We start from the raw sequence: 26754 nt of genomic DNA, 5'->3' as shown, positions 1-26754 counted from the left end.
TAGAAGGATCTCGCATTGCTCGACTGGTCGGAGATTATCCTGCGTCTTGGCGTCGCCGCCCTGGTTGGCGGCGCCATCGGCCTCAACCGCGATCTGCACGGCAAGCCCGTCGGCGTGCGCACGCTGGGGCTGGTCAGCCTGGCCACCGCCATGATCGTGGTGCTGGCCGATCCGCTCGGCAAAGGCGGCTTCACGGATGCCGGGAGCCGGGTCGTCCAGGGCATACTCACAGGCGTCGGCTTTCTCGGTGCCGGCGTGATCTTCCATGCCGAGCGCCATTTCCGCGTCCGCGGCCTGACCAGCGCCGCCTGTGTCTGGCTGACCGCCTGTGTCGGCATCATGTGCGGCGCCGGCCACTGGCGCGTTGTCACCGTCTCGGTCGTGATCGCCTTCCTCGTGCTGCTGCTTGGCGGCAAGGTCGAACGCGCCCTGCACCGCGTCTTCGGCGGCAAGGGCGATCCGGACTCGATCCCGATGGATGCGCCTCAGTCGTCCGACGCCGGTCCGCACCAGCCGGGCAAATAGATCGCATCCTTGCTCTTGGCGATCGCCAGCGCCTTCTCCAATGCCTTGGCGAAATCGGCCTCGACCTCCTTGGTGGAGAGCCGGCTGCGAAACAGGTCCGCCCAGAGGAATTCGCTGAACGGCGTGGTGTCCTTGGCATAGCCGCCGGCACGGCGAATTTCGCCGGCCAGGCTGCGGAACGGATCGTTCTTCAGGCCCGTCACCGATTTAGGAATATCCTTGAACTGCCGTCGCTCGCCCTTAGCGTCATAGGGATAGGCCCAGCGGCGGTGATCGAGCACGCCCCAGAAGGCTTTCATATCGACCATCGTGAGATCCGCGATCACGGTGACGAGCACATCCTTCACGCCTTCGTCATGCAACGCACGTGCGAGATGATGGTGATCGACCACGTAGTGACGCTGATCCGGGCCGAGCACCACGGGGATCATGTGTTGGCCAAGCAGTTCTGCCTTTTTGCGCTCGGACTTGTGCGCGCGCCAGCGTTTGCGCTTCTCCTTCACCTCGCGCATGCCCACCGTCATCTGCGTTGGCCGCAGCGACAGGATCGGGACCGGGTGCAGTAACGGCTCACGTGTGTTCGGCATGTGGCCTCCTATCTATCCGACGTTTCATCGGAGCGAACTATGGCATGGCCGCCGCGCCGAGGCGGATCAGTTCCACGTCATTTCTGACGATTGCCGCATCTGTGCCATGCGGACTTTATCTGCGCGAAGCAGCCGCATCGTGCTACACTCCAGCATTGCATGCGCAGACCCACGACCATGAAGACCCAGCAGCCGATTATCAGAGAGGATGACGAGCACCGCGTGCTTCGTTTTGTGCCGCGCACCTCGGCGACGCTGCCACACCATCCCACCACTCCCGCCGACCAACCCCGCCGCCGCCAGACCACCGGCGCCAGCGACCTGTCCCGCTACCAACAGGCACAGGACGACCCCGACGACTTCCGTCACCGAATGCTGGCCAATAGCGCGGCCTTCGGCTTTACGGTGATCCTTGTGGGTGTCGGGATCTGGCTCGCGGTCAGCATCGCCGATCTCCGCAAAACCCAGGATTGCGTGTTGATGGGCCGCCGGGACTGCGCCCACATTGTTGCGCCGCACGGCTGAGGGCCCCCGCCGTCCCTTTCCACAGCCCACAGCGGCTGGTGAGCAGGCGCTCAACTGCATTGAACTGCCGCTCCCGCTCCGATATACGGGCAATCGACTCTATGCGGCGGACCGGGACTGTCCCGGGGCGAAGCCCTGTCTTTGCGCGCGCCGATCGAAAATTGTCTTCAATATATCAAAGGCTTAGTAATGTCCTCCACATTCGATCAGGTCGCTACAATCATCGCCGAGACTTGCGACATCCCCCGCGACACGATCACGCCGGAAAGCCACGCCATCGACGATCTGGGGATCGACAGCCTCGACTTCCTGGATATCGCTTTTGCGATCGACAAGGCGTTCGGGATCAAGCTGCCGCTGGAAAAATGGACCCAGGAGGTCAATGACGGCAAGGCGACCACCGAGCAGTATTTCGTCCTGAAGAACCTCAGCGCGCGCATCGACGAATTGGTCGCGGCCAAGGGCGCGTAACGCCCGGCCATGAACCTCGAATATTTTCACCTGATCGACCGTATCACCGACCTCAATGTGGCCGAACGGACGATCACGGTTGAAGCGAACGTCCCGGAAAAGAGCACCATCTTCGAGGGCCACTTCCCGGGCTACCCCTTGATGCCCGGCGTGCTGCTGATCGAGTCGATGGCGCAGACTTCGGGCTGGCTGCTGATCGCACTGATGAAATTCGAGCGCATGCCGTTCCTGGCTGCGGTGAAGGAAGCCAAGATGCGCACCTTCATCACACCCGGCACGAAGCTGGACATCAATGCCAGCGTGCTGCACGAGGGCGACGGCTTCTTCATGACCACGGTCAAGATCAAGGTCGATGGCAAGCTGACCTGCAACGCGCAGCTCACCTTCAAGACCGTTCCATTCCCTCATCCGGATCTGCGTGGACACATGGACATCGTGGCCAAGCGCATCGGATTTCCGCTACAGGCGATCACCAATGGCTGAAACCCGTCCTGTCGTTACCGAGCCGGTCGAAGCGTGGATCACCGGCATCGGCCTCGCATCCTCACTCGGCGAAGGCCCTGACGCGCATTGGGAAGCCCTCAACGCCAAACGCGTGAATGTCGACGAGACGAGCTTCGCGCCTTACGTCGTGCATCCGCTGTCGCCGCTGACCTATGACGCGCAGATCCCGAAGAAGGGCGATCAGCGCCAGATGGAAGCCTGGCAGCGCATCGGGACCTACGCCGCCGGCCTCGCACTCGACTCTGCCGGCGTGAAGGGCAACAAGGACATCCTGTCGAAGATGGACATGATCGTCGCCGCCGGTGGCGGGGAACGCGATCTGAACGTCGATTCCAGCATCCTGAACGCGGAAGCCTATGGCAGCGCGACGCCGAGCTATTTGAACGAGAAGCTGCTCAACGATCTTCGCCCCACACTCTTTCTCGCGCAGCTTTCCAACCTGCTCGCCGGCAATATCGCCATCGTGCATGGCGTCACCGGCTCGTCCCGAACCTTCATGGGCGAGGAAGCAGCCGGCGTCGATGCTGTCCGCATCGCGCTCGCGCGCATCGCGGACGGACAGAGCGACATCGCCCTTGTCGGCGCCGGTCACAACGGCGAGCGCAAGGACATGTTGCTGCTGTATGAATTCGACAATTTCAATCTGCGCGACAAGCATTCGTCAGTGTGGGACCGCAAGGACCATAGCGGGTTTGCACTGGGCTCCGGCGGTGCCTTCCTCGTCATCGAATCGAAGGCCCATGCGGAAGCGCGGGGCGCCAAGCCGTTCGCGCGGCTGAAGACCGTCATTGCCGATCGCGCCCGCCGCAAGGACGCCGGCGAAGTGACAGCTTCGCTCGACAAACTTTGGACCAATCTCGGTCCGCTGAAGCAGGACACCGCGATCATCACTGGCGCGACTGGTGCGGAGCCAGCGACCTCGGAAGAACTGAGCTTCCTCAAGAAGCACGCCGATGTCGCCGTGCGCGCCACGGGCACGACATTCGGCCATGCGGTCGAGACGCAGTTTCCGCTCGGCATCGGCCTTGCAGCCCTCGCGATCTCGCGCGGTGCGCTCTATCCGCCCAACGATTCTACCGGCGTCGAGATTGAAATGTCGAAGCCGCCTTCCCAGATTGTCGTGATCGGGACGGGTCACTGGCGCGGCGAAGGCATGGCGCTGGTTGAAGCCATTTAAAGTCTGAGCATGATCTTGTCCGAAGGCCGGTACGCTTTTCGGGATCATGCTCAAGTCAAGCGGCCCGCATGGGCGACGGAGAGAGCATGTCAGCAACGCGCGATAAATTCGGCCGACCGATCGTTGTCGTCACCGGCATGGGAGTCGCGACCTCGCTGGGCGCAGGCAAGGCTGACAACTGGGCCAAGCTCACCGCCGGCGAATCCGGCATCCGCACCATCACCCGCTTCCCCGTCGAGGGCATGAAGACCACGATGGCCGGCACCGTGGATTTCGTCGCCGTCGATCCGTTCTCCTCCACCGATCTCTCCGAGAAGCTCGGCGAGATGGTTGCCGAGGAAGCGATCGCGCAGGCCGGCATTGGCCGCAAGGGCGACTTCCCCGGCCCGCTGTTCCTTGCCGTTGCGCCCGTTGAGGTGGAATGGCCGCAGCGCCAGGCACTCGCCAAAGCCGCCGGTGCGAACACCGACATCAATTACGACACGCTGCTGCGCGCCGCCGGCTCCGGCGGTTTCACCGAGTATCACCGTCGCTTCCTGTTCGGCTCGGTCGCCGACAGCCTCGCTGACACATTCGGCACCAAGGGTTCGCCGATCTCGCTATCGACGGCCTGTGCATCGGGCGCGACCGCGATCCAGCTCGGTGTGGAGGCGATCCGCCGCGGCGAAGCGGATGCGGCGCTGTGCGTCGGCACCGACGGCTCGGTCAATCCGGAAGCATTGATCCGTTTCTCGCTGCTCTCGGCGCTGTCGACCAACAACGAGACGCCCGCCAAGGCATCCCGCCCGTTCGCCAAGAACCGCGAAGGCTTTGTGATGGCCGAAGGCGCCGGTGCGCTGGTGCTGGAGAGCCTGGAATCGGCGACCGCGCGTGGTGCGAAGATCCTCGGCGTCGTGGCCGGCTGCGGCGAGCTCGCGGATTCCTTCCACCGCACCCGCTCGAGCCCGGACGGCAAGCCGATCATCGGCTGTGTGAACAACGCGCTGATCGATGCCAGCATGACCGTCGACAAGATCGACTACATCAACGCCCACGGCACCGGCACGCCGGAAAACGACAAGATGGAGTATCTCGGGATTTCCACCGTGTTCGGTGAGCTCGCCAAGACCATTCCTGTCTCGTCCAACAAGTCCATGGTCGGGCACACCCTCTCCGCCGCGGGCGCGGTCGAAGCCGTGTTCTCGCTGCTGACCCTGGAACATCAGCGGATCCCGCCGACGATCAATTACGATGTTCCCGATCCGGCCATTCCGTTCGACGTGGTTCCCAATACCGCCCGCGACGCGAAGGTCACCGCCGTGATGTCGAATTCCTTCGGCTTTGGCGGCCAGAATGCCTCGCTGATCCTCACCGGCGAGCCCGTTTAGGGCTCCCTGCGCCCTTGGCCGGTTGACGCGCCAGCGTTAACCGGCGATAGCAAGCCACACAAATTCAACGCCTTACTCGGAGACACGGTGTCATGCGTGCGCTCAATCTTGCTGCTGAACGCGAGCTCATCACCGCCGACGTTCCCCCGCCCCCGCCCCCCGCAGCCGGCGAAGTGCAGATCCGCGTCAAGGCGGTCGGCCTCAACCATATCGACGTCTGGGGCTATCGCGGCATGGCCTTTGCCAAGCGCAAGCTGCCGATCACCATCGGCGCCGAAGCATCGGGCGAGATCGCCGCGGTCGGCGAAGGCGTGACCAATTTCAAGCCGGGCCAGAAGGTCGCCATGTATGGCGCACTGACCTGCGGCCACTGCAAGGCCTGCGCGGAGGGCCGTGATAATTTCTGCGAGAATGTCGGCGGCCTCTATGGCTTCCATATCGACGGTTTTGCGCGCGAGCTGATGAACATGCCGGCGCGGCTGGTGATCCCCGCGCCCGACAAGCTCTCGTTCCGCGACATTGCCTGCGCACCGATCGCGTTCTCCACCGTGCAGCACATGCTGTTCGATAACGCCAAGCTGCAGCCGGGTGAGACCATTCTCGTCCATGCCGGCGGCTCGGGCATCGGCACAGTCGCCATCATGATGGCGAAGAAGATCGGCTGCACCGTCATCACCACCGTGGGCGATGACAGCAAGTTCGAAGGCGTGAAGAAACTCGGCGCCGATTATGTGATCAATTATCGCAAGGATCGCTTCGAGGGCGAAACACGCAAGATCACCAAGAAGAAGGGCGTTGATGTCGTGTTCGAGCATGTCGGTGCCGACACCTTCAACGGCTCGCTCCTGGTAATGAAGCGCGGCGGCCGTCTGGTCACCTGCGGCTCGACCTCGGGTCCGAGCACGACCATCAATCTGATGCAGCTGTTCCAGCAGCAGTACCGCATCTTCGGTTCGTTCGGCGCCTCGATGCGCAACATCTCCGAAAGCCTCGACAAGATGGCCGACGGCATGCTGCCTGTGATCGACACCGAAGTGCCGCTGGATGACGTCGCCACCGCGCTGAAGCGGATGGAGACGCGTCAGGTGTTCGGCAAGATCATCGTCCACTTCTGATGCTCCGCCTGCTGCTTCGCACCAAGGCCCGCATTCGCGATGCCGTGAAGCCTGCAGGCGAAGCCGCTGTTGGCGCGCTGACCATCGGCATGCTACGCAGCACGCGCTATTTCGATCCAATCAAGACCGCCAATCTGTTTGGCCGGATTACCAAACGGATCGGGCCGCTGTTTCGCGAAGACAGGATCGCGCGGGCCAATCTCACCGCCGCCTTTCCCGAGAAATCGCCGGAAGAGATCGGGAAGATCTTGGCCGGCGTGTGGGACAATATGGGCCGCATCGGCGCCGAGTTCGCGCATCTCGACCGCATCTGGGATTACGACCCGGCGAATCCCGAGAAACCCTCCAATGTCGAATTCTCGAAGCGCACGGCCGAAATTTTCGATCAGCTGCGCGATGACGGCAAGCCTGCGCTGATCTTCGCCAGTCATCTCGGCAATTGGGAGATTCCCGCGCTTGCCGCGGTGGCGCACGGGCTCGATGCGGCGGTGCTATATCGGCCGCCGAACATCGCCGCCGCCGATCGTGCCATCAAGACGATCCGTGCTGTCAGCATGGGCAATCTGATTGCCGCGAGCCCTGAGGCGCCGGTGAAGCTCGCGCATGCGCTGAGTGACGGCCAGCACGTGGCGATGCTGGTGGATCAATGGTTTGGCAAAGGCGTCGAGGTGGATTTCTTCGGCCGCAAAACGCGCGCCAATCCGACGCTGGCGCGGCTGCTGCGTCAGGTCGATTGCCCGATCCACGGCGTCCGCGTCATCCGCCTGCCCGATCACCGTTTCCGGATCGAACTATCGGAAGAAGTGAAGCCTGCGCGCGATGCGAATGGCAAGGTCGACATTCAGGGCACCATGCAGGCGGTGACATCCGTGCTGGAAGGCTGGATCCGGGAATATCCGGAACAATGGCTGTGGCTCCATCGCCGGTGGCGGTGACGGCCGTCCCGGAGACTCACTTCCCCGTCTTCACTTTCGTCCAGAGACGGTTGATCACGCGCTGTGTGCCGGGATCGCGTGCGGTGATGACGAACAGCTTTTGCAGCATCACGTCGTCCGGATAGATCGTCTTGTCGTTCAAAATCTTCGGGTCGATCAGCTTCTGGCTGGCCAGATTGCCATTGGCATAACCGAGGAAATCGGAATTCTTCGCGGCGACATCCGGCCGGTAGAGGTAGTTGATCAGCTCATAGGCCTCATTGACGTTCTTCGCATCGGCCGGGATCGCGAAGTTGTCGAAGAACATCTGCGCGCCTTCCTTCGGCACTGCATAGCCGATCTCGACGCCGTTCTTCGCTTCCTCTGCCCGCGCGCGCGCCTGGATGATATCGCCGGACCAGCCAACCACGAGACAGATCTCGCCGGTCGCCAGCGCGCTCAGATATTCGGACGAGTGAAACTTGCGGACGTTGCCTCTGATTTTGCCGACAATATCTGCGGCCTTCTCCAGATCCGCCTGCTTGGTGGAATTCGGATCGAGGCCCAGCGCATTCAACGCCGCCGGCAGAATATCATCGGCGGAATCCAGCATATGGACGCCGCAATCCTTGAATTTTGCGAGGTTCTCCGGCTTGAAGACGATGTCCCAGCTATCGATCTTCGCATCGGGCCCGAGGATTTTTGCGACCTGCTTGACGTTGTAGCCGATGCCCGTGGTGCCCCACATGTAGTTTGCGGCAAACTGGTTGCCCGGATCGTAGATCGCGAGACGCTTCGTCACTTCCGGCCAGGCATTGGCGAGGTTCGGCAGTTTCGCCTTGTCGAGCTTCTGGAACACCTTTGCGGTGATCTGACGCTGCAGGAAATAGGCCGTCGGCACCACGACGTCGTAACCGGATTTGCCAGCGAGCAGCCGTGTCTCCAGCGTCTCATTGGCATCGAAGGTGTCATAGACGACCTTGATGCCGGTCTCTTTCGTGAACGCCTCCAGCACCCCGGGCGCCATATAGTTCGACCAGTTGTAGAAGTTGACGGTGCGCTCCGGTTTCTGGTCTTGCGCTTGCGTCTGCACGGGCAAGGACCACAGCAGCGCCGTGCCGACGACCCACGCGATCCCCTTGCCCATGCGTATCAACTCCCCTAGCGGCGATGAACCGCGTTATGCAGACGCTCCAGCGCCGTGTCGAGCGTTGCGTCGTTCTTGGCGAAACAGAAACGCACCACCGATGTGACCTTGTCCTGCTCGTAGAACGCCGACACCGGGATCGCCGCAACCTTGTAGTCGTAGACGAGACGCCGGCAGAATTCCTCGTCGGTCTCGTTCAGTCCCAGCGGTGACAGATCGACAGTGAGGAAGTACGTCCCCTGCGACTTGATCACGGGAAAGCCGATGCTCTCGAGACCGGCGGCGAGACGATCGCGGCTACGCGCGAGATCGTCTCGCATGGTCTTGAAGTAATCGTCGGGCTTGCCGAGACCGTAGGCGACGGCGACCTGCAGGTTCGGCGCCGTCGTGAAGGTGAGAAACTGATGCACCTTGGCGCAGACGCGCAAGAGATGCGGCGGCGCGCAAACGAAGCCGATCTTCCAGCCGGTCAGCGAGAAGATCTTGCCGGCGGAGCCCACCTTGATGGTGCGATCGCGCATGCCGGGAATGGTGATCAGCGGGATATGCTCGTGACCATCGAAGGTCACATGTTCCCAGACTTCGTCGCAGATCGCGATCGTATCGAATTCCTGGCAGAACTTCGCCAGCAGTTCGAGATCCTCGCGCGGCGATACCACAGCAGCCGGATTGAGTGGGCTGTTGAACAGCACGGCCTTAGTCTTGTGATTGAAGACCGCGCGCAGATCTTCTTCCGTGAGGCGCCAATGCGGCGGCTTCAGGCTGACCAGACGCGGAATGCCGCCGGCCTGCCGAATGATCGGCAGATAGGAATCATAGACCGGCTGGAAGCACACGACTTCGTCGCCGGGCTCGACCACCGCGAGGATCGACGAGGTCAGCGCCTCGGTGCCGCCGGAAGTCACCATCACCTCGGTCATCGGATCGAGCGAGAGCTTGTGCCAATGCTGGTAATGCGTGGCGATCGCCTGACGCAGCTCCGGGATGCCCATCATCGACGGATACTGGTTGTAGCCGTTCAGCACCGCGTCGGCGGCCGCCTGACGGATATCGTCGGGACCGGGATGATCGGGAAAGCCCTGCCCCAGATTGATGGCGTTGTGATCGCGCGCGAGCTGCGACATCGCCTCGAACACCGTGACGGGCAGCTCAGAGAAGATCTTGTTCATCGAGAGATCAGCCAGCCTTGGTCGGCAGGCCCGCAGCCTTCCATCCGAGAATGCCGCCGGCGAGATGCTTGTCATAGGCAAGGCCATCGGCCTGGGCTGCCAGCGAGGCAGTCACCGAGCGCTTGCCGGAGCGGCATGCAAAGACGATCTGCTTGCCGGCCGGATCGGGCAGATCGGCGCTGTCGAAGGTCGAGAGCGGGACCACCACGGCATCCGGATAGGCTTCCACGGCCACTTCGTTGGGCTCGCGGACATCGACCAGCAGATACTTGCCCTCAGCGATCCCCTTGGAGACTTCCTCGGGCGTCAAATCGTGAACGGTATGAGCTTCGCCTGCCACCAAAACCTCCTCGCGCTCCGGCTTCCGGAGCGAATAAGACGGGGCGGAAACGCCCCTGTTTTCGGGCGTCAAAGTCGCCTCTCGCGCGGCGAAAATCAAGCGTCGGAAGAGCTTATTGTCGGGCCTGATCTTGCCCGAAAACCGCTAGCCCACTTTTCAGGATCAGGCCTAGATAGTCACCTGCGTACCCACTTCGACCACCCGCCCCGTGGGGATCTGGAAATAGTCGGTTGCGTCATTGGCAGTGCGACTAAGCGCGATGAACAGATGATCCTGCCAGCGCGGCATGCCGGAATGCGCGGCCGGCTTCAGCGCCCTGCGCGACAGGAAGAACGACGTCGACATGATGTCGAACTGCCAGCCGGTCTTGCGCGCAATCGCCAAGGATTTCGGCACATTCGGCGATTCCATGAAACCGAAGCGGAGTGTGATCTTGGAGAAGGTCGCGCTGACCTCTTCCATCCGCACCCGCTCGCTCGGATCGATGCGCGGCGTCGGCGCCGTCTCGATGGTGAGAATAACGTTCTTCTCGTGAAGCACTTTGTAGTGTTTCAGACTATGCATCAGCGCCGTCGGCGCACTCTGCGGATCGCTGGTGAGAAACACAGCCGTGCCAGCCACGCGCTGTGGCGGCCGCTTCTCCAACATGGCAACCAGATCGGCCAGCGGAAATTCCAGCTTGCGCGACTTCTCGAACAGCAGGCGGCTGCCGCGCCGCCACGTATACATCAAGAGAATGATCGCGCCGCCCAGCACCAGCGGCACCCAGCCGCCGTCGAATACCTTCAGAAGGTTCGCGGTCAAAAACGTGACGTCGATCACCAGAAATGGTGCAATCAATGCCGCGGCCGCGATCGGCGACCACTTCCAGCCCCGCCAGATCACCACGAAGCCCATCATCGCGGTGACGACCATGGTGCCGGTGACCGAAATGCCATAGGCCGAGGCCAGCGAGCTCGACGACTTGAACAGCACGACGAGCACGATCACTGCGATGAACAGCAGCATGTTGACGCGCGGAATGTAGATCTGGCCGGAATGACTCTCGGACGTATGGCGGATCTCGAAGCGCGGCAGCAGGCCGAGCTGGATCGCCTGCTGAGTCAGCGAATAGGCACCGGTAATCACAGCCTGGCTGGCGATCACGGTCGCGGTTGCTGCGAGGATCACCATCGGGATCAGCGCCCAATCGGGAAACATCAGATAGAACGGATTTTCCAGCGCGGTCGGATCATGCATCACCAGCGCGGCCTGCCCGAAATAGTTGATAGCCAGCGACGGCAGTACCAAGAACAGCCAGGCCAGCTGGATCGGCTTTTTGCCGAAATGGCCCAGATCAGCATAGAGCGCTTCGGCACCCGTCACCGCGAGGAACACGGCGCCCAGCGTGACAAAAGCGATGATGCCGTGATGGAACATGAAATAGATCGCATGCACGGGATTGAGGGCCGCGAGCACTTCCGGATGTTTCACGATCTGCGGAATCGCCGCCACCGCGATCACGACGAACCATAGGCACATGATCGGTCCGAAAAACGTCGCGACCTTCGCGGTGCCGCGCGATTGGACGGCAAACAGCGCGACCAGAATCACGATGGTGATCGGCACGACGTAGGGATCGAACGCGGTGGTGACGAGTTTGACGCCCTCGATGGCCGAGAGCACCGACAGCGCCGGCGTAATCACGGCATCGCCATAGAACAGCGCCGCCGCGATGATGCCGAGCATCACGACCACCGTCCCGCTCGATCCTATCGCACGTTGCGCCAGTGCCATCAGGGCCAGCGGGCCGCCCTCGCCGTTGTTATCCGCGCGCAGCAGCAGCACGACATATTTGAGCGTCACGACGATGATCAGGGCCCACAGGATCAGCGAGAGGACGCCCAGGATCGCTTCATTGTCGATACCCGGCGCCTTGTGGCCCCCAGCCGCGATCAGCGCCTCACGGAGCGCGTAAAGCGGGCTGGTGCCGATATCGCCATAGACGACGCCGATACTGCCCATGACGAGGGAGCCAAAGCTGGCCGTGGAATGCCCATAGGAGGAGTCCGCCGGGGATGCCACGGCGGGAGAAGCGCTATCACTGGTCATGGAAACGGCCTCGACAACTTCTGGATGGCAAGTCCTTGAACGGCAAATCTCTGAACAGCGGGGCAGCGAGGCCGTTCCCGGCCCCGATGATCACACCCATTGTAGCGCAAATCCGGGAACCGGACATGACAAAAGGTGAGTTCAGATCGTCACCTGAGTACCGACCTCCACCACGCGTCCGGTGGGAATCTGGAAATAGTCGGTGGCGTCGTTCGCCGAACGGCTGAGCGCGATAAACAGATGGTCCTGCCACAGCGGCATGCCGGATTGCGCGGACGGCTTCAGCGAGCGCCGCGACACGAAGAACGACGTCGCCATGATGTCGAACTGCCAGCCGAGTTTGCGCGCGACGACCAGCGCCTTGGGGACGTTTGGCGATTCCATGAAGCCAAAACGCAGCTTCACCATCGAGAACTTGTCACTGATATTCTCCATGCGAACGCGTTCTGCCAGATCGACCTTCGGCGTCTGTGCAGTCTCGATGGTCAAGATCACATTGTGTTCGTGCAGAACCTTGTTGTGCTTCAGGTTATGCAGCAGCGCCGTCGGCACGAATTCGGGATCGCTGGTGAGAAACACCGCGGTGCCCTTCACGATATGCGGGGGGCGCTTTTCCAGGCTCTTGATGAGATCGCGCAACGGCACTTCGATACGGCGCGTCTTAGTGATCAGGATCGCCGCGCCGCGGCGCCAGGTCCAGATCATGCCGGCCATCAGCACGCCGAACAGCAGCGGCACCCAGGCGCCTTCCAGCAGTTTGAGGAGATTGGCGCTGAGGAAGGCCAGATCGACGAACACCAGCGGCGCGATGATCGCAGCGGCAGTGGCGGCCTTCCAGTTCCACAGCTTCCAGATCACCACAAAGCCCATGATGCCATCGGCGACCATGGTCGTGGAGACGGCGATGCCATAGGCGGAGGCCAGACCACTTGACGATTTGAACATCAGCACCAGCAGCAGCACGCCGATCAGCAACAGCCGGTTGACGCGCGGCAGATAAATCTGGCCGGCATGGGTCTCGGAGGTGAAGCGCACTTCGAAGCGCGGCAGCAGCCCGAGCTGCACCGCCTGACGCACGAGCGAATATGCGCCCGTGATGACGGCCTGGCTTGCGATCACGGTGGCGGCCGTCGCCAGCACGATCAGCGGCACCAGCATCCATTCCGGTGCCATCCGATAGAACGGGTTTTCTATCGCGGTTGGGTTGGACAGCACCAGCGCGCCCTGCCCGAAATAATTGATCATCAACGCCGGCAGCACAAAGAAGAACCAGCCGTATTGAATTGGCCTGCGGCCGAAATGGCCGAGATCCGCGTAGAGCGCCTCGCCGCCGGTGACGGCCAGGAAGACTGCGCCCAGGGTGACGAGGCCAATGGTGCCGTGGCTCAACATGAACTGTACGGCGTAATATGGATTGATCGCCTTCAGCACGGTCGGATCATCAGAGATGTGCGAAGCGCCCATCAGCGCCAGCGTCGTGAACCAGATGATCATCACCGGCCCGAAGGCGGATGCCACTTTGGCGGTGCCGATCCGCTGAACGGAAAACAGCACCACGAGAATCGCGACCGTAACCGGCACGACATAGGGCTCGAGCGCAGGCGCCTTGAGTTTCAGACCCTCCACCGCCGACAGCACCGAGATCGCCGGGGTGATCATGGAATCGCCAATGAACATCGACGCGCCGATCACGCCCAGTACCATCAGTGGCAAGCTCCGCCGGCCCAGGGCACGCTGGCCCAGCGCCATCAGCGACAGCGTCCCGCCCTCGCCATTGTTGTCGGCGCGCAGCAGGAACAGCACATATTTGGCGGTGACAACGATGAACAGCGCCCACAGGATCAGCGAGAGCACGCCGAGCACGATAACGGGCGTCACTGGCGCACCATGCGTCGCGCCGTGTACCGCCTCGCGGAACGCGTAAAGTGGCGAAGTTCCGATGTCGCCAAACACGACGCCGATGCTGCCGACTGTGAGCGACCAGAACCCGGTATGAACCGGAACTTCGATCGGTCCCTCGCCTGTTGTTTCCGAAACGGCCATTCTGCTCGTAACGCCTCTGGACAATCCGGACCCGGCTATGGCGCGCCGGGCAATGCCAGTCAACCGGGACACTAGCCTATCCTGCCGCAGATCGCTCATTTGGAGCGCGGCAAAAATCGGCATTGCCCAGCAAAAAAACAGGCTGGAGCCGTAAAAAAGGAATTGACTGTTTTACGGCTTGAGGTTTGGCGGCAGCGGCGGGTCTTCCCGCATCAGCGTAATGGTCACCCGCCGGTTGGCGGCCATGGTCGGATCATCGGGGAATAGCGGCTGGCTGTCCGCCTTGCCCGACACTGAGAAGATATGCGACGGCGGCAGGCCTTCCCGTTCTAGAATCTGCCGAACGACATTGGCGCGATCAGCCGAAAGATCGAATGCGTCGTATTCGCTGCGCGCCGGCACGAAGCCCGCGGCGGTGTGACCAACGATAGCCACACGCAGCGGCGTCGCCTTCAGCGGTCCAGCGAGTTTCTGCAGCAACAGACGGGTGCGCTCATAGGGAACCTTGGATCCGTCAGCAAACATCGAGCGGCCGTTCTGATCGATGATTTCCAGATTGAGGCCCTGCTTGGTTTCCTCGAACATGATGTTCTTGGAGATCTCGTTGATCTCCGGCATGTCCTGCAGCGCCTGCCGCAGTGACGCCGAGGCGAGCGCGAATTCGCGGTCCATCTTCAGCTTGGCGCCCGCCGGACGGCCACCCTTCTCGCTCGGACTGGTAACGTTGGACGCATCCTCCGGCGACACGTGATCCTTGTTCCTTGTCTGACCACGCGTCGGCAGACCGTCGGATTCGATCACACCGGAATAGCGCGCATCGGTCTGCACGCCGAAGGCTTCGCGAACCGAGCCGGCAACGATCTTGAGCTTGGCGCCATCAGGGCTGGAGAACGCCACCAGCATGACGAAGTAGCTGAGCAGCAGCGCCATCAGATCGGCGAAGGTCACGAACCAGCCATGGCCGCCGTGTGCTTCTCCGCGTTTTTTCTTCGCCATCGGACGTGCTCCGAGCCTCCCCCTGCGCGTTACGCGGGGACCGGCTCACTTTCGTCATGGCGGTGCTTCTCGGGCAGATAGGCCAACAGCATTTCGCGGACCAGCGCGGGGCTCTTGGAGTCGCGGATCATCAGGATGCCATCGATGATGAGCGTGCGGTTGGTTTCCTCGTCGAGCACCTTGACGTGCAGCTTGTCGGCAATGGGCAGACAGACCAGGTTGCCGACCACCGCGCCGTACAGCGTCGCCAGCAGCGCGACTGCCATGAACGGGCCGAGCTTGGACGGATCGGACATGTTCGAGAACATCTGCACCATGCCGAGCAGCGTGCCGATCATGCCGAAGGCCGGGGCGCAATCGCCGATGGCGCGATAGATCTTCGAACCTTCATCGAGATGCATGAGAAAGTTGTCGCGGTCGCGCTCGAGATTGTCGCGGATGAATTCGAGGTCGTAGCCGTCGGCAACGAAGCGGATGCCCTTGGCGAGGAATGCGTCATTGGTCTCGACTTTTTCGAGTCCGACAGGCCCCTGCTTTCTCGCGATCTCCGCGATGCGGGCGAGTTCGTCGACCAGATCACGCGCGTTCAGGCGGCTCAGCGTGAACGCAAATTTGGCGCCCAGTGGAATGCCATGAAGGATGGACGAAAGCGGAAAGCGGATCAGCGTGGCGGCGAACGAGCCGCCGAAAATGATGATGACGGCGTGGATGTCGTAGAACATCCCGAAACTGCCGCCCATGAGGATCAGGGTACACAGCACAATGATGCCAGCGACGAAACCGACGAGTGTTGTGATATCCATGTCAACTCCGACGCTATACACGTATCGAACGACGTCCGTCCTGGACGGCGGCACGCCTCGAGATCAGGCCGCGCGAAGGCACCTTAGCGATATTGCGATTAAGGACGCGTTACCGCTTCACGGTCCATTAATGATAGATTAATGACGCGCGAGCGCGCGTGGAACGATAAGGAGAGTTCGTTCAGCAGACAGATTGGGGACGATTGTGCGGCGTCAGGCAGCGCGCCGGACGACCACGAAGGTTCGTGATCCCGGCGCGTGGGTCGGGTCATCGAGAAACTCGATCGGCTTGAGGCCAGCGGCCACGCAGAACTCGGCGATCATGTTCTTCGGTAACGGCTTTGCACCACGCCACGACGTATCCGCCGTCAGCGGATCCTTGCCGAGCATCATTTTCAAGCGCTGGATGACCGGCGTCGGGACGAACTTGGCGATATGCCAGAGGATGGTCGGATACTCATGCGCCGTTCGGAAGTGGATGAGTCCAAGCGCGGATGGACGCAGGATGCGGGCCACCTCGACCAGATTCGCCTTCACGACGTCATGCGACGGCATGTGCTGAAAGACCTCATATGACCATACGAAATCCGCAGTTTCCGCCGCCAAGGGAAACACGACGCCATTGCCGGCGACGAAGTCGAGATTGCTGAACGTCGCTGCCGCCACCTTCGCCTTCTCCACCATGACGTCGGACACATCGATGCCGACAGCCCTGGTGAAACGCCGGCCAAGTGCCTGCGTGAAACGTCCGACACCGCAGCCGATATCGACCGCCGTTTTGCCGACGGGGTCCAGAGCGTATTTCGCGAGAACAGGATCAATCAGCAGCGTCGCGCGTTCGCGACCGAGTGCGAAGAATTTTTCGGGATCGTGATCCCACAGCTCGGTCTCTACGTAAAAGAACGGGTCACGATTTGCGCGCTCATTCCAGGCTTTCTTCATATCCTTGGTCTGAGGCAATACCGTCTCCAATGCCCGTCTTAACGGCGAAACGGGCAGTTAGCCCGAAGCCCTCCGGCCGCGCAAGCAACCGAAGGAGGTTCGGTATGATCGGCATCTAACCTTTATCGTTAGTCTTAATAGCCCCGGATTTCAGTGTATTTCCGACGAGCGCGCCATCGCCTCTTTCAGCTTCTCGAGCGTGAATGACGGACTGCGCGCGATATCGAGAATGGGCGTCTCGCGCCGCCCGCACAGCTCCGCCGCGTCCGGCAGCTTCGCGGCGACATCGAGCGGGATCACAACCGCGCCGTGCTGATCCGCATGGATCAGATCGTCCGAACGGACACTCATGCCGGCGACGCGCACTTCCTGACCGAACTCGCTCACATGCACATGCGCATGCGACGGACCGATCGTGCCGGCGAGCGCCTGGAAGTCCGGCGCCCATTGCGGGATATCCCTGATCGAGCCATCGGTGACCACACCGAGGCAACCGAGCGCCTTGTGCACGGCGCTGTTCACCTCGCCCCAGAACGCGCCATAGCCCGCGTCGGGCCCGTCGATATCCTGGATCACGCTGATGCGCGGACCGATGCCCGTGCCGACATATTCGTAGTAAGCGAGACGCCGCGCCTTCTGCTCCGCGGCAGGCAGGCCGGAGGCCATGGTCGCGCGAATGGTCGCGGTGCGCGCATAGCCGACGATGGGCGGCAGATTGGGAAACGGACAAACCAGCGGACGCGTGGTGTAGCCGATCAGCCGGCGCTCGGGTGCTACGATCTCCATCGCATTACAGATGGTCGGCGTGTCATAGCGGCCCAGCGCTTCCAGAACGGATGCGGGCAGCGGACCGATCGCGGAATTCGTCACGGCGTTCTCCTGTGTGTGATTATCGCATCCCGTCTTCGCGGGAGGTCGTCGTCGCTGAGAGACCTCGGATATAGCCGACTTCACTGCATGCCCAAAACGAAATGCAGCCGCCTTCGTCGTGGAAAGCGGCTGCATGAATTGTTCGCGAGATGGACAATCAGTTCAGGCGTGCGGGCCGATCGTCCGGTGCAATCTCAGGTGCACCCGGCGTATAGGGCGTCGATGCATGGGGCGCTGCCGGATCGACAGGGACCACCGGCTGCGCCGCCAGCGCGCGCTCCTGATCGCGATACGACTTCCAGCCAAGCGGCAGGCTCAGCAGATACATGATCGAGAGCGCCGACAGGATGTGCCAAGGATAGCCGATCAGCAGCGCGATGAAGAGCACGACGCCGACGAACACCGGCAGCACCAGCTCGCGCGGCACCCGCATATTCACGGCCTTGCCGGAGAACACCGGCAGCCGCGACACCATCAGGAAGCCGACCAGCAGCGTGTAGACGGTCGTCAGGACGGCCGGCGGCATCGGCATGCCCAGGAAGCCCAGATAGATCGGCAGCATCACGGTGAGCGCGCCCAGCGGCGCCGGCATGCCCGTGAAGAAGTTGGCCGCAAAGGCCGGCTTGTCCGGATCGTCCATGGTGGCGTTGAAACGCGCCAACCGCAGGCTGCCGGCGATGGCAAACACCATCGCGGCAATCCAGCCGGCATTGCTGAGATCGTGGAGCTGCCAGAAATACAGGATCAGGCCAGGCGCCACGCCGAAATTGACGAAGTCAGCCAGACTGTCGAGTTCGGCGCCGAATTTGGACTGGCCCTTGATCATGCGGGCGACACGGCCGTCGACGCCATCGAGCACGGCCGCGAACACGATGGCCGCCACCGCAAGTTCCATACGCCCTTCGGTGGACAGGCGGATCGCCGTCAGGCCGGCGCAGATCGCCAGCAGCGTGATCATGTTCGGCACCAGCATCCGGATCGGAATGGTCCGGAACCGGCGGCGGCGCGTCTCGGGAGACTGGTCAGAAGGCATTTGCATGGCGTGATCCTAGCAAATCCCACCCTGCTCCGCCATTGTGGCGACCTGCCGCCCAAAGCGGCAGGAAATCGGGGTTAATCGACGCGGTAAGTGCGGCCGCCGTCACCGATCCGGAAATCGGCCAGCACGGTCTCGCCGGCAATCGCCGTCTGACCCACGGCTACCAGCGCCTTACTTCCTTCCGGCAGGTAGATATCCAGCCGGGAGCCGAAACGGATCAGGCCAAAGCGCTCGCCGGCGCTCAGGGTCTGGCCCTCGCGCACGAAGGACACGATCCGGCGCGCCACAAGCCCGGCGATCTGCACCACGCCAATCCGGCCGCCGGGGGTCGAAATCACCAGCGAGTTGCGCTCATTGTCCTCGCTGGCCTTGTCCAGTTCGGCATTGATGAACTTGCCCGGCCGATAGGCGATGCGCTCGATCCGGCCAGCCACAGGACTGCGGTTCACATGGACGTTGAAGACGCTCATGAACACCGAGATCCGCAGCAGCGGCTGGTCGCCGAGGCCAAGTTCGGCCGGCGGCAGAACTGGTTGCACCATCGACACTTTCCCGTCGGCCGGCGACACCACCACGCCTTCGCGGGTCGGGGTCACGCGGACGGGGTCACGGAAGAACAGCGCACACCAGACCGTCAGGACCGTGCCGATCCATCCGAGCGGCGTCCAGATCCAGAACAGCACCAGGCTCGCCAGCGCAAAGGCGCCGATGAACGGATAGCCTTCCTTATGGATCGGCGGGATCTGGCCACGGATGGAATTTGCGATGGACATGGGTGCTTAAAACCTGGGTTCGGGCAGAATCTGGCCCTGCTTTAGCAGAGATTATTCCGCCGCGTCAGGCGTCATCAGCCGGTCGTCGTCGACCGGCGGCGGGGTCCGATTGGGGGCGACGGCATCGTCATCGATCTGGGCGAGCCGCTCGCGGGCCTCCTGGGCCTCGCGCTGCCGGTTCCACATGCTGGCATAGAGACCGCCGGCAGTCAGCAACTGGCCATGGGTGCCGCGCTCGGCGATCCGGCCCTGGTCGAGCACGATGATCTCGTCGGCACCGACGATGGTGGATAGCCGATGCGCGATCACCAGCGAGGTGCGGCCTCGCGAGACCTTCTCTAGCGCGTCCTGGATCTCCTGCTCGGTATGGCTATCGAGCGCCGACGTCGCTTCGTCGAGCAGCAAGATCGGCGGGCCCTTCAGCACGGTTCGCGCAATGGCCACGCGCTGCTTCTCGCCACCGGAGAGTTTCAGACCGCGCTCCCCCACTTCGGTCTCGTAGCCCTTCGGCGACATCCGGATGAACGGGTCGATCTGCGCCATGCGGGCAGCTTCCTCGACCTCTTCGTCCGTTGCGTCCCAGCGGCCGTAGCGGATGTTGTAGCGGATGGTGTCGTTGAACAGCACGGTGTCTTGCGGGACCATGCCGATGGACCGGCGCAACGAGGCCTGCGTGACCTCGCGGATGTTCTGGCCATCGACAGAGATCGTGCCACCGGACACATCATACAGCCGGAACAGCAGTCGCGAGATCGTCGACTTGCCGGCGCCCGACGGGCCGACGATGGCAACGGTCTTGCCGGCCGGCACCTCGAAGCTGAGCCCCTTCAGGATCGGCCGCTCCGGGTCATAGGCGAAACGCACATCGTCGAAGCGCACCGCGCCCGATGTCACGAGCAGCGGCTTTGCTCCCGGGATATCCTTTACTTCCGGATTGCGGTTCAGGACACCGAACATCTTCTCGATATCGATGATCGCCTGCTTGATCTCGCGATAGACCATGCCCATGAAATTCAGCGGCTGGTAGAGCTGGATCATCATGGCGTTGATCATGACGAAATCGCCCACCGTGTGGGTGCCGTTGCGCACGCCGACTGCGCACATCAGCATCGTCGATGTCAGACCGAGCGTGAAGATGATCGCCTGCCCGGTATTGAGCACAGCCAGCGACGTATAGGTCTTGACGCTGGCGCGTTCGAAACGCTCGACGGTCCTGTCATAGCGCTGGGCTTCGCGCGTTTCGGCGCTGAAATATTTGACCGTCTCATAGTTCAACAGCGAGTCGATTGCCTTGGTATTCGCCTCGGTATCGGACTCGTTCATGTTGCGGCGGATAGCAATGCGCCACTCGGTCGCCAGATACGTATAGTACATGTAGACGACCACGGTGATCGCTACGACCAGCACATAGCGCCAGTCGAACTGCCAGAGCAGCACGCCCATCACCAGCAACAGTTCGATGATGGTCGGCACCAGTTGCAGGATGACCATCCGAACAATGACTTCGATGCCTGCGCGGCCGCGTTCGAGCACGCGCGTCAGGCCGCCGGTCTTGCGCTCCAGATGAAAACGCAGCGACAGTTCGTGCATGTGGACGAAAGTCAGATAGGCCAGCTTGCGCACCGCATGCATCGCCACTTTGGCAAAGATGCCGTCGCGCCATTGCGTGAAGATCGCCATCAGCACGCGAACCGCGCCGTAGCTGACGGTCATGGCGACCGGCGATGCGATCAGCCATAGCGTCCAGTTCGAGGACTGGACGGGAGCCGTATCGGCGCCGGTGAGCGCGTCGATCGCCCATTTGAACGTGAACGGCACCGTCAGCGTAGCCGCCTTCGCGACCAGCAGCAGCAGCATCGACCAGACGACGCGCATCTTCAGGTCGTCGCGATCGCTTGGCCAGATATAGGGCCACAGATGCGCAAGCGTTCCGAACAGCGTGCCGCGTTCGATTGGGGCCGGATTGGGAGTTGTCTCGTCGTTCAGCGCGGGATCGGAATCAGACATGCACGGCGCCTGGAAGGAACGAAACGGCGGCCCGGGGCCGCCCTAAAATGAGGGTCAATTTCATTAGAATGCATATAGGCGCTTTGCCGGAACGTCGCACCCGTGTGGAGCATTCTTTTCCCTGTGGAGAGGTGTCCCGGGCAGGATTTTCCCGTATCGCGTTCATTCCGTGTCTTGACGGTGTTATCCCGCAGTGCCACATGGATTTGATGAGCACAATTAAAACGATCTGCGTCTATTGCGGCTCCGGCCCCGGTACCAATCCCAGTTTCGTCGAATCAGCCGTCACACTCGGCAAGATCATGGCCGAGCAAGGTATCGGTCTGGTCTATGGCGGCGGCTCCATCGGCCTGATGGGCGCGGTAGCCAAGTCCGTGCTGGACAATGGCGGACGGGTCACCGGCATCATCCCGGAATTCCTGACCAAGCGCGAAAACGCGCTGACCGCCGCCCAGGAACTGATCGTCACCCACGACATGCATGAGCGCAAACGGCTGATGTTCGAGCGGTCGGACGCCTTCGTCGCCCTGCCCGGCGGCATCGGCACGTTGGAAGAGCTGGTCGAACAGCTCACCTGGCAGCAGCTCGGCCGGCACTCGAAGCCGATCCTGATGGCCAATATCGATAACTTCTGGGAGCCGCTGCTCGAGCTGCTCAAGCATATGCGCTCGACCGCCTTCATCCGGCCGACACTGCCGCTGGACGTGCTGACGGCCGACCGTGCCGAAGACATCCTCCCCCGGCTCCGCACCGCCGCAGCGCTGGCCTCCGACGAAGCCAAGAAGCTGGCTCCGGACGTCGCGACGCGGCTCTGAGGCCCTTTACAAAGTGGTGACGTCGTCCTTCGGGAACGTCACCACTTCGATGCGATTGCCATCGGCATCGGCGATGAAAGTCGCGTAGTAGCGTACGCGATCATGCGGCCGAAGCGACGGCGTGCTTTCCGGCACGCCGCCAGCGGCCATGGCTGCCGCATAAAACGCATCCACTTCATCCGTCGTCCTCGCGCGCAGGCAAAGATGCACACCACTATCAGGTGATAGCGGCGCCATTCCCGCACGCAGATTCAGCCAGACTTCCGGATAGGTCTTGCCGAACCCGACCATCGCGGGACGTGTTACCAGTCGAGTCATGCCAAGCGGCGCGAAACTGCGCTCGTAGAAGGGCACTGCACGTTCGAGATTGCTGACCGCGATGGAGACGTGATCGATCATCAGTCTTCCTCCCCCGCCTTCTTCGATCTAGGCGGCCCCGGGTTCGCCCAGCGTCTTCTGCATCGTGGTGTTGGCAAGCCACTCATCATTGACAGGCACGCTGTTGCGCTGTGTCGGGATATACCCACGCTTTTTGAAGAAGGGCTCAGCGGTGTCGCTGGCATCCACGGTCAGTAGCTTGGCGCCGCGTGCACCAGCGAGCTTCTCGATCGCATCGATCAGCAGCGCTGCGACGCCCCGCAGCGCGGCATTCGGATGCACGTAAAGCAGGTCGATGTGGTTGGCCCCCTTCAGAGACGCAAAGCCGACCGGCACGCCGTCCAGCGTCGCAATCAGCGTGAGTTGCGATGCCAGCCGCTTGCCGAAGGCCACCTCGTCATCGGCCTTGCTCGCCCAGGCTTCCTGCTGCGCTTCGCTGTAATCGTCGCCGGTCAGTTCCGCGATGCTGGCCACGAAGATCGCAGCCGCAATCGCGGTGTCATCCGGCAGGAATGGCCGTAGTGCCGGTTTCGCCTCACCCATCGCGCTCACCAGAAATCCACCAGCTTCAGCGCCAGCGCGATCGCGCCGACGATCAGCGCCCATTTCAGCGCGATGTAATATTTCCAGTGCTTTGGAAACGGTGTGTCGGGTCGGCTCATCGCGCGATCTCCCAGGTGGTGCCTTCCTTCGAGTCCTTGATGACGACGCCCATGGCGGCAAGTTCGTCGCGGATACGATCGGACTCCCTGAAGTCCTTGCGGGCCCGCGCGGCTGTACGATCCGCAATCAAGCCGTCGACCTTTGCTGCATCGATCCCGCTGGCCTGTTGTTTGCGCCCATTCCATGCAGCAGCCGTTTCCGACAGGAAACCGAGCGCACGCAGCGATGCTGCAAACTGGCTGCGATCGCCGTCATCGCCTGCTGCAGCACTGTTGCGAAGACCATGCAGCGCCGCAACGGCCAGCGACGTATTCAAATCGTCGAACAGCGGCTCCATCACCTTGTCGGAGACATCGCCACCTGTTGCATCCGCTGCGACCGAGTACCAGTCATCGAGCGTCTTGGCACTCTCTTCCAAACCCTTCACAGTCCAGTCGATTGGTGAGCGATAGTGTGTCTTCAGCATGTTCAGGCGCAACACTTCGCCCGGCCAGTCATTCAGCAAGTCCCGGATGGTGAGGAAGTTGCCGAGGCTCTTCGACATCTTCTCGCCTTCAACCTGCAGGAAGCCGTTATGCATCCAGTAATTCGCCATGGCATGCGTACCGTGCGCGCAGCGCGACTGGGCGATTTCGTTTTCATGATGCGGGAAGATCAGGTCGAGACCACCGCCGTGAATATCGAAAGTGGTGCCAAGATAGGCCTCCGCCATCGCCGAGCATTCGATATGCCAGCCCGGACGGCCTCTGCCCCACGGGCTTTCCCAGCCGGGTTCATCCGCAGATGATTGCTTCCACAGCACGAAGTCGGTCGGATGTTTCTTGTGCGCATCGACGGCGACGCGCGCACCGGCCTGCTGGTCCTCGAGATTGCGCCGCGACAGCGCGCCGTAATCCGCCATCGACTGGGTGTCGAACAACACCTCGCCCGCAGCCTCATAGGCGTGGCCACGCGCGATCAATTCCCTGATCAGGGTCACCATGTCGGTCTTGCCGTCGGGGCGCGGCAACACGAAGTCCGTCGCGCGTGGCTGATAGGTCGGCGGCAGGCTGCCCAGCGCATGAACGTCGGTCTCGAACTGATTGAACGTGGTCTCGGTGACGCGGCGGATCGCCTCGTTCAGCGGCAGCCCGGGAAAGTCGCGCAGCGCGCGGTCGTTGATCTTGTCATCGAGGTCGGTGATGTTGCGGACATAGGTGACCTTGTCGGCGCCGTAGATGTGCCGGAGCAGCCGGTACAGCACGTCGAACACGATCACCGGGCGTGCATTGCCGATATGGGCGAAGTCGTAGACCGTCGGCCCGCAGACATACATCCGGACGTTGTCGGCATCGATCGGCGTAAAGACGCGCTTCTCGCGGGTCAGAGTGTCGTAAAGGCGCAGTTCCATGGATGTCCGTCCCTAGCGGCCGGGCGTCCGATTATCTCGTGTGAGAAAAGACGGCCTCAGCCAGCGAATCGCTAGCTCTTAATCTCGCGGCAAATGCCACAAATGGCGAGAGAACCGTTCATCGGGGCACCATGGGGCAACCCCAGGTGGCCCGTCAAGAGTGTGGAACCATGCCGTAAAGGGCTGATTTCGGCCTCAATCCGTCGCTACGCCGCCCATGGTTAATGATTATTAATCCTTGGGGCGTATCGGATGAGGGCGAATTTCCTCATTCATCTGGTGAGTTATGAAATCCATTTCAGTCGTTCTGACGGCGGCATTTGTTCTGGCCGCTTCCTCGGCCTTTGCCGATTCCCGCGTCTTCATCATCGCAAACCAGGCTGACGGCTACGGCATCGACCAGTGCCTCGCCCGCGGCGAAAAGTGCGGCGCGCATGCCGCAGCCTCCTATTGCAAATCGCGCGCCTTCGACCATGCCGTGGCCTATCGCCGCGTCGATCCCGATGAAGTGACCGGCTCGGTCCCGACGTCGGGCAGCGCCTGCCATCACGGCAAATGCGATGAATTCGTCGCAATTACCTGCCAGCGCTGACATCCCCCGGCTTGCGACTTTCTTGCGTCTCGCTTGCAGCCACAGTGAGGCCCCGGAAACGACGTGACCCTGCCGCGAGAAGCAGCTATGGAAAGCGGCGTTCGCCGCCGCATTTTCATCGCGGGCGTCTGGCAACGTCGGCGAGAGGTTGGCGGCGGTATCGACGCGCGATGCCGCACCGCCCCGCTTGTTTCTGTCTCGCTCGCTTCTGACTCGCGCATTGGCCGGATATGTCTGACACTGTGACTGCTTCCCTTTCTCGCTGGGCTTTCGTTGGTGCCGCACTGGTTGGTGCGCTGTCGCTGGGCACTCCTGCATCGGCGCAGAACGGACCGCCCCCGGGCTATCCCGCGCAGCAGGTCTATCCGCCCAGCCAGGCGCAGCAGCAGGGCTCTGCCAATCCGATGTGCGGACGCCTCGAAGCGCAGCTTGCGACCATCGATCGCGGCAACGGCCTCGATCCCGCGCGCGCCGAGCAGCTTCGCCGCTATGAGGACGCCGCGTCCAAGCAGCAGAGCGAGCTCGACCGCGTCTCGGCGCAGGCCAAGCGGATGGGCTGCGACAGTTCCGGCTTCTTCTCGCTGTTCAATGGCCAGTCGCAGCAATGCGGCCCGGTCAACAATCAGATCCAGCAGATGCGCGGTAATCTGGATCAGATCACCAGCAATCTCGAACGTCTGCGCGTCGGCACGCCCGGCAGTTCGGACCGTGATACCCAGCGTCGTTCGGTGCTCCTGGCTCTCGCGCAGAACAATTGCGGCCCGCAATACGCCGCCGCTGCGCAGCGCGCCGCGCCGCAGAATTCAGGCCCCGGCGGTTTCCTGAGCAACCTGTTCGGCAACAACGAGCCAAGCCCCGGCGCGCCGCCGATGGACGGCAACATGAGCCCTGTGCCATCGGGCACCTATCGCACCGTCTGTGTGCGCACCTGCGACGGCTTCTATTTCCCGATCTCGTTCGCGACGATCCCGGCGCGCTTCGGCGATGACGAGCGGACCTGCAAGAATCTCTGCCCGGCCTCCGACGCCAACCTGTTCACCTATCGCAATCCCGGCGAGGACATGAACTCGGCCGTCTCGGTTTCGGGGCAGCCCTATTCGTCCTCGCCGAACGCTTTCAAGTATCGCACCGAATTCAACCCGTCGTGCTCATGCAAGGCGCAGGGCCAGACCTGGTCCGAAGCGTTGAAGAATGTCGACGACAAATCGGCAGCGGAGAATGGCGACATCATCGTCACCGAGGAACGCGCCAAGCGGATGTCGCAGCCGCAGACCAAGGGCACACCCGCCGCATTGAAGAAGGGCGCAGCACCGGAAACGCCTGCAGCTGCAGCCCCTGCGCAACCGGCGACGCCGTCCACGCCTGGCCAGATCCGCACGGTCGGTCCGCAATTCCTGCCGAACAACGCGCCGCGGTAGGCCCCATGACGTCGCCCAGCCAGGCAGGGCGACGAGCGCACGGCCCCTGCGACCAGCTTCGGACAACCTCCGAACAGTAAGCTCACGGGAAAC

Annotated in this window: 27 protein-coding genes; 11 read left to right on the top strand and 16 right to left on the bottom strand. The window is 62.1% G+C overall.

Annotated elements, in window-relative coordinates; all coding sequences use genetic code 11:
* The first annotated feature begins 15 nt into the window (after positions 1-15).
* On the top strand, positions 16-525 hold the full coding sequence (locus tag AB8A27_RS07910; protein ID WP_441241444.1) for an MgtC/SapB family protein: 510 nt from the start codon (positions 16-18) through the stop codon (positions 523-525).
* Here the strand turns inward: AB8A27_RS07910 and AB8A27_RS07905 are convergent.
* Positions 486-1112, bottom strand: a complete 627-nt coding sequence (locus AB8A27_RS07905) for a ParB-like protein (protein ID WP_441241443.1) — start codon at positions 1110-1112, stop codon at positions 486-488. The two genes, AB8A27_RS07910 and AB8A27_RS07905, sit on opposite strands and share 40 nt — an antisense overlap.
* 177 nt (positions 1113-1289) lie before the next feature.
* On the opposite strand from AB8A27_RS07905, the gene AB8A27_RS07900 reads away from it, so the two are divergent.
* The 7 genes from AB8A27_RS07900 (at position 1290) to AB8A27_RS07870 (ending at position 7206) form a co-directional block, all read left to right on the top strand.
* Positions 1290-1637: a hypothetical protein gene (locus tag AB8A27_RS07900; protein WP_441241442.1), complete on the top strand. Its 348-nt coding sequence runs from the start codon at positions 1290-1292 to the stop codon at positions 1635-1637.
* Positions 1638-1826: 189 nt separating this feature from the next.
* Entirely contained in the window at positions 1827-2108 is a 282-nt protein-coding gene (locus tag AB8A27_RS07895; protein WP_002711294.1) for an acyl carrier protein, read from the top strand.
* 9 nt (positions 2109-2117) lie between these two features.
* On the top strand, positions 2118-2591 hold the full coding sequence (locus AB8A27_RS07890; RefSeq protein WP_092151387.1) for a 3-hydroxyacyl-ACP dehydratase FabZ family protein: 474 nt from the start codon (positions 2118-2120) through the stop codon (positions 2589-2591).
* Positions 2584-3789: a beta-ketoacyl-ACP synthase gene (locus AB8A27_RS07885; RefSeq protein WP_441241441.1), complete on the top strand. Its 1206-nt coding sequence runs from the start codon at positions 2584-2586 to the stop codon at positions 3787-3789. Before AB8A27_RS07890 ends, AB8A27_RS07885 begins: the two co-directional genes overlap by 8 nt.
* An 86-nt stretch (positions 3790-3875) precedes the next feature.
* Positions 3876-5156 (top strand): beta-ketoacyl-ACP synthase, encoded by a 1281-nt coding sequence (locus tag AB8A27_RS07880; RefSeq protein WP_441241440.1) that lies wholly within the window; start codon positions 3876-3878, stop codon positions 5154-5156.
* A 92-nt stretch (positions 5157-5248) separates the two neighbouring features.
* Positions 5249-6271 carry a zinc-binding dehydrogenase gene (locus AB8A27_RS07875; protein WP_441241439.1) on the top strand — a complete coding sequence of 341 codons (1023 nt, stop codon included), beginning with the start codon at positions 5249-5251 and terminating at the stop codon, positions 6269-6271.
* The gene (locus AB8A27_RS07870) at positions 6271-7206 is read left to right on the top strand and encodes a lipid A biosynthesis lauroyl acyltransferase (protein ID WP_441241438.1); all 936 of its coding nucleotides are present in this window, start codon (positions 6271-6273) and stop codon (positions 7204-7206) included. The genes AB8A27_RS07875 and AB8A27_RS07870 overlap by 1 nt, the downstream gene beginning before the upstream one ends.
* Before the next feature lie 16 nt (positions 7207-7222).
* On the opposite strand, the gene AB8A27_RS07865 is transcribed toward AB8A27_RS07870, so the two are convergent.
* The 12 genes from AB8A27_RS07865 to AB8A27_RS07810 form a co-directional block, all read right to left on the bottom strand.
* Positions 7223-8332: a polyamine ABC transporter substrate-binding protein gene (locus AB8A27_RS07865; protein WP_441241437.1), complete on the bottom strand. Its 1110-nt coding sequence runs from the start codon at positions 8330-8332 to the stop codon at positions 7223-7225.
* A 14-nt stretch (positions 8333-8346) separates the two neighbouring features.
* Positions 8347-9501, bottom strand: a complete 1155-nt coding sequence (locus AB8A27_RS07860; protein WP_092151398.1) for an aminotransferase — start codon at positions 9499-9501, stop codon at positions 8347-8349.
* Positions 9502-9508: 7 nt separating this feature from the next.
* On the bottom strand, positions 9509-9841 hold the full coding sequence (locus tag AB8A27_RS07855) for a rhodanese-like domain-containing protein (RefSeq protein WP_441241436.1): 333 nt from the start codon (positions 9839-9841) through the stop codon (positions 9509-9511).
* Positions 9842-10009: 168 nt separating this feature from the next.
* On the bottom strand, positions 10010-11932 hold the full coding sequence (locus tag AB8A27_RS07850; protein WP_441241435.1) for a potassium transporter Kup: 1923 nt from the start codon (positions 11930-11932) through the stop codon (positions 10010-10012).
* A 141-nt stretch (positions 11933-12073) separates the two neighbouring features.
* Positions 12074-13975 (bottom strand): potassium transporter Kup, encoded by a 1902-nt coding sequence (locus tag AB8A27_RS07845; protein WP_441241434.1) that lies wholly within the window; start codon positions 13973-13975, stop codon positions 12074-12076.
* Positions 13976-14146: 171 nt separating this feature from the next.
* Positions 14147-14971 carry an OmpA/MotB family protein gene (locus AB8A27_RS07840; RefSeq protein WP_092151407.1) on the bottom strand — a complete coding sequence of 275 codons (825 nt, stop codon included), beginning with the start codon at positions 14969-14971 and terminating at the stop codon, positions 14147-14149.
* A gap of 29 nt (positions 14972-15000) precedes the next feature.
* Positions 15001-15774, bottom strand: a complete 774-nt coding sequence (locus AB8A27_RS07835; protein ID WP_092151409.1) for a motility protein A — start codon at positions 15772-15774, stop codon at positions 15001-15003.
* Positions 15775-15987: 213 nt separating this feature from the next.
* On the bottom strand, positions 15988-16734 hold the full coding sequence (locus tag AB8A27_RS07830) for a class I SAM-dependent methyltransferase (RefSeq protein WP_441241433.1): 747 nt from the start codon (positions 16732-16734) through the stop codon (positions 15988-15990).
* Positions 16735-16866: 132 nt separating this feature from the next.
* Positions 16867-17586 (bottom strand): RraA family protein, encoded by a 720-nt coding sequence (locus AB8A27_RS07825; protein ID WP_092151413.1) that lies wholly within the window; start codon positions 17584-17586, stop codon positions 16867-16869.
* Positions 17587-17743: 157 nt separating this feature from the next.
* The gene (gene pssA, locus AB8A27_RS07820) at positions 17744-18619 is read right to left on the bottom strand and encodes a CDP-diacylglycerol--serine O-phosphatidyltransferase (protein WP_441244853.1); all 876 of its coding nucleotides are present in this window, start codon (positions 18617-18619) and stop codon (positions 17744-17746) included.
* 80 nt (positions 18620-18699) lie between these two features.
* Complete coding sequence (locus AB8A27_RS07815; RefSeq protein ID WP_068730577.1) at positions 18700-19398, bottom strand: phosphatidylserine decarboxylase; 699 nt, start codon at positions 19396-19398, stop codon at positions 18700-18702.
* A gap of 51 nt (positions 19399-19449) precedes the next feature.
* Positions 19450-21405: an ABCB family ABC transporter ATP-binding protein/permease gene (locus AB8A27_RS07810; protein WP_441241432.1), complete on the bottom strand. Its 1956-nt coding sequence runs from the start codon at positions 21403-21405 to the stop codon at positions 19450-19452.
* A gap of 209 nt (positions 21406-21614) precedes the next feature.
* Between AB8A27_RS07810 and AB8A27_RS07805 the strand changes: the two genes are divergently transcribed.
* On the top strand, positions 21615-22220 hold the full coding sequence (locus tag AB8A27_RS07805; RefSeq protein WP_092151626.1) for a TIGR00730 family Rossman fold protein: 606 nt from the start codon (positions 21615-21617) through the stop codon (positions 22218-22220).
* A gap of 6 nt (positions 22221-22226) precedes the next feature.
* On the opposite strand, the gene AB8A27_RS07800 is transcribed toward AB8A27_RS07805, so the two are convergent.
* The 3 genes from AB8A27_RS07800 to cysS form a co-directional block, all read right to left on the bottom strand.
* A complete protein-coding gene (locus AB8A27_RS07800) occupies positions 22227-22619 on the bottom strand; it encodes a VOC family protein (protein WP_441241431.1) in 393 nt (130 codons plus the stop codon).
* A gap of 27 nt (positions 22620-22646) precedes the next feature.
* Complete coding sequence (locus AB8A27_RS07795) at positions 22647-23141, bottom strand: GNAT family N-acetyltransferase (protein ID WP_441244852.1); 495 nt, start codon at positions 23139-23141, stop codon at positions 22647-22649.
* Positions 23142-23256: 115 nt separating this feature from the next.
* Positions 23257-24651: a cysteine--tRNA ligase gene (gene cysS, locus AB8A27_RS07790; RefSeq protein ID WP_441241430.1), complete on the bottom strand. Its 1395-nt coding sequence runs from the start codon at positions 24649-24651 to the stop codon at positions 23257-23259.
* Positions 24652-24937: 286 nt separating this feature from the next.
* On the opposite strand from cysS, the gene AB8A27_RS07785 reads away from it, so the two are divergent.
* Positions 24938-25243 (top strand): hypothetical protein, encoded by a 306-nt coding sequence (locus AB8A27_RS07785; protein ID WP_441241429.1) that lies wholly within the window; start codon positions 24938-24940, stop codon positions 25241-25243.
* 230 nt (positions 25244-25473) lie between these two features.
* Positions 25474-26661, top strand: a complete 1188-nt coding sequence (locus AB8A27_RS07780; protein ID WP_441241428.1) for a DUF2865 domain-containing protein — start codon at positions 25474-25476, stop codon at positions 26659-26661.
* Positions 26662-26754 lie beyond the last annotated feature (93 nt).

Origin of the sequence: Tardiphaga sp. 768_D3_N2_1, assembly GCF_052076105.1 — a bacterium.
Taxonomy (GTDB): domain Bacteria; phylum Pseudomonadota; class Alphaproteobacteria; order Rhizobiales; family Xanthobacteraceae; genus Tardiphaga.
Note: the sequence above shows the minus strand (reverse complement) of the source record. Positions and strands in the feature narration are given on the sequence as shown.

What these genes read in the sequence shown, in the direction of transcription:
- AB8A27_RS07800 (WP_441241431.1), bottom strand. Translation starts at nt 22,619, where the DNA reads ATGATCGATCACGTCTCCATCGCGGTCAGCAATCTCGAACGTGCAGTG.
- cysS (WP_441241430.1), bottom strand. Translation starts at nt 24,651, where the DNA reads ATGGAACTGCGCCTTTACGACACTCTGACCCGCGAGAAGCGCGTCTTT.
- AB8A27_RS07890 (WP_092151387.1), top strand. Translation starts at nt 2,118, where the DNA reads ATGAACCTCGAATATTTTCACCTGATCGACCGTATCACCGACCTCAAT.
- AB8A27_RS07895 (WP_002711294.1), top strand. Translation starts at nt 1,827, where the DNA reads ATGTCCTCCACATTCGATCAGGTCGCTACAATCATCGCCGAGACTTGC.
- pssA (WP_441244853.1), bottom strand. Translation starts at nt 18,619, where the DNA reads ATGCCTTCTGACCAGTCTCCCGAGACGCGCCGCCGCCGGTTCCGGACC.
- AB8A27_RS07795 (WP_441244852.1), bottom strand. Translation starts at nt 23,141, where the DNA reads ATGGGTGAGGCGAAACCGGCACTACGGCCATTCCTGCCGGATGACACC.
- AB8A27_RS07900 (WP_441241442.1), top strand. Translation starts at nt 1,290, where the DNA reads ATGAAGACCCAGCAGCCGATTATCAGAGAGGATGACGAGCACCGCGTG.
- AB8A27_RS07850 (WP_441241435.1), bottom strand. Translation starts at nt 11,932, where the DNA reads ATGACCAGTGATAGCGCTTCTCCCGCCGTGGCATCCCCGGCGGACTCC.
- AB8A27_RS07905 (WP_441241443.1), bottom strand. Translation starts at nt 1,112, where the DNA reads ATGCCGAACACACGTGAGCCGTTACTGCACCCGGTCCCGATCCTGTCG.
- AB8A27_RS07845 (WP_441241434.1), bottom strand. Translation starts at nt 13,975, where the DNA reads ATGGCCGTTTCGGAAACAACAGGCGAGGGACCGATCGAAGTTCCGGTT.
- AB8A27_RS07865 (WP_441241437.1), bottom strand. Translation starts at nt 8,332, where the DNA reads ATGGGCAAGGGGATCGCGTGGGTCGTCGGCACGGCGCTGCTGTGGTCC.
- AB8A27_RS07785 (WP_441241429.1), top strand. Translation starts at nt 24,938, where the DNA reads ATGAAATCCATTTCAGTCGTTCTGACGGCGGCATTTGTTCTGGCCGCT.
- AB8A27_RS07780 (WP_441241428.1), top strand. Translation starts at nt 25,474, where the DNA reads ATGTCTGACACTGTGACTGCTTCCCTTTCTCGCTGGGCTTTCGTTGGT.
- AB8A27_RS07810 (WP_441241432.1), bottom strand. Translation starts at nt 21,405, where the DNA reads ATGTCTGATTCCGATCCCGCGCTGAACGACGAGACAACTCCCAATCCG.
- AB8A27_RS07840 (WP_092151407.1), bottom strand. Translation starts at nt 14,971, where the DNA reads ATGGCGAAGAAAAAACGCGGAGAAGCACACGGCGGCCATGGCTGGTTC.
- AB8A27_RS07805 (WP_092151626.1), top strand. Translation starts at nt 21,615, where the DNA reads ATGAGCACAATTAAAACGATCTGCGTCTATTGCGGCTCCGGCCCCGGT.
- AB8A27_RS07815 (WP_068730577.1), bottom strand. Translation starts at nt 19,398, where the DNA reads ATGTCCATCGCAAATTCCATCCGTGGCCAGATCCCGCCGATCCATAAG.
- AB8A27_RS07885 (WP_441241441.1), top strand. Translation starts at nt 2,584, where the DNA reads ATGGCTGAAACCCGTCCTGTCGTTACCGAGCCGGTCGAAGCGTGGATC.
- AB8A27_RS07875 (WP_441241439.1), top strand. Translation starts at nt 5,249, where the DNA reads ATGCGTGCGCTCAATCTTGCTGCTGAACGCGAGCTCATCACCGCCGAC.
- AB8A27_RS07870 (WP_441241438.1), top strand. Translation starts at nt 6,271, where the DNA reads ATGCTCCGCCTGCTGCTTCGCACCAAGGCCCGCATTCGCGATGCCGTG.
- AB8A27_RS07835 (WP_092151409.1), bottom strand. Translation starts at nt 15,774, where the DNA reads ATGGATATCACAACACTCGTCGGTTTCGTCGCTGGCATCATTGTGCTG.
- AB8A27_RS07860 (WP_092151398.1), bottom strand. Translation starts at nt 9,501, where the DNA reads ATGAACAAGATCTTCTCTGAGCTGCCCGTCACGGTGTTCGAGGCGATG.
- AB8A27_RS07880 (WP_441241440.1), top strand. Translation starts at nt 3,876, where the DNA reads ATGTCAGCAACGCGCGATAAATTCGGCCGACCGATCGTTGTCGTCACC.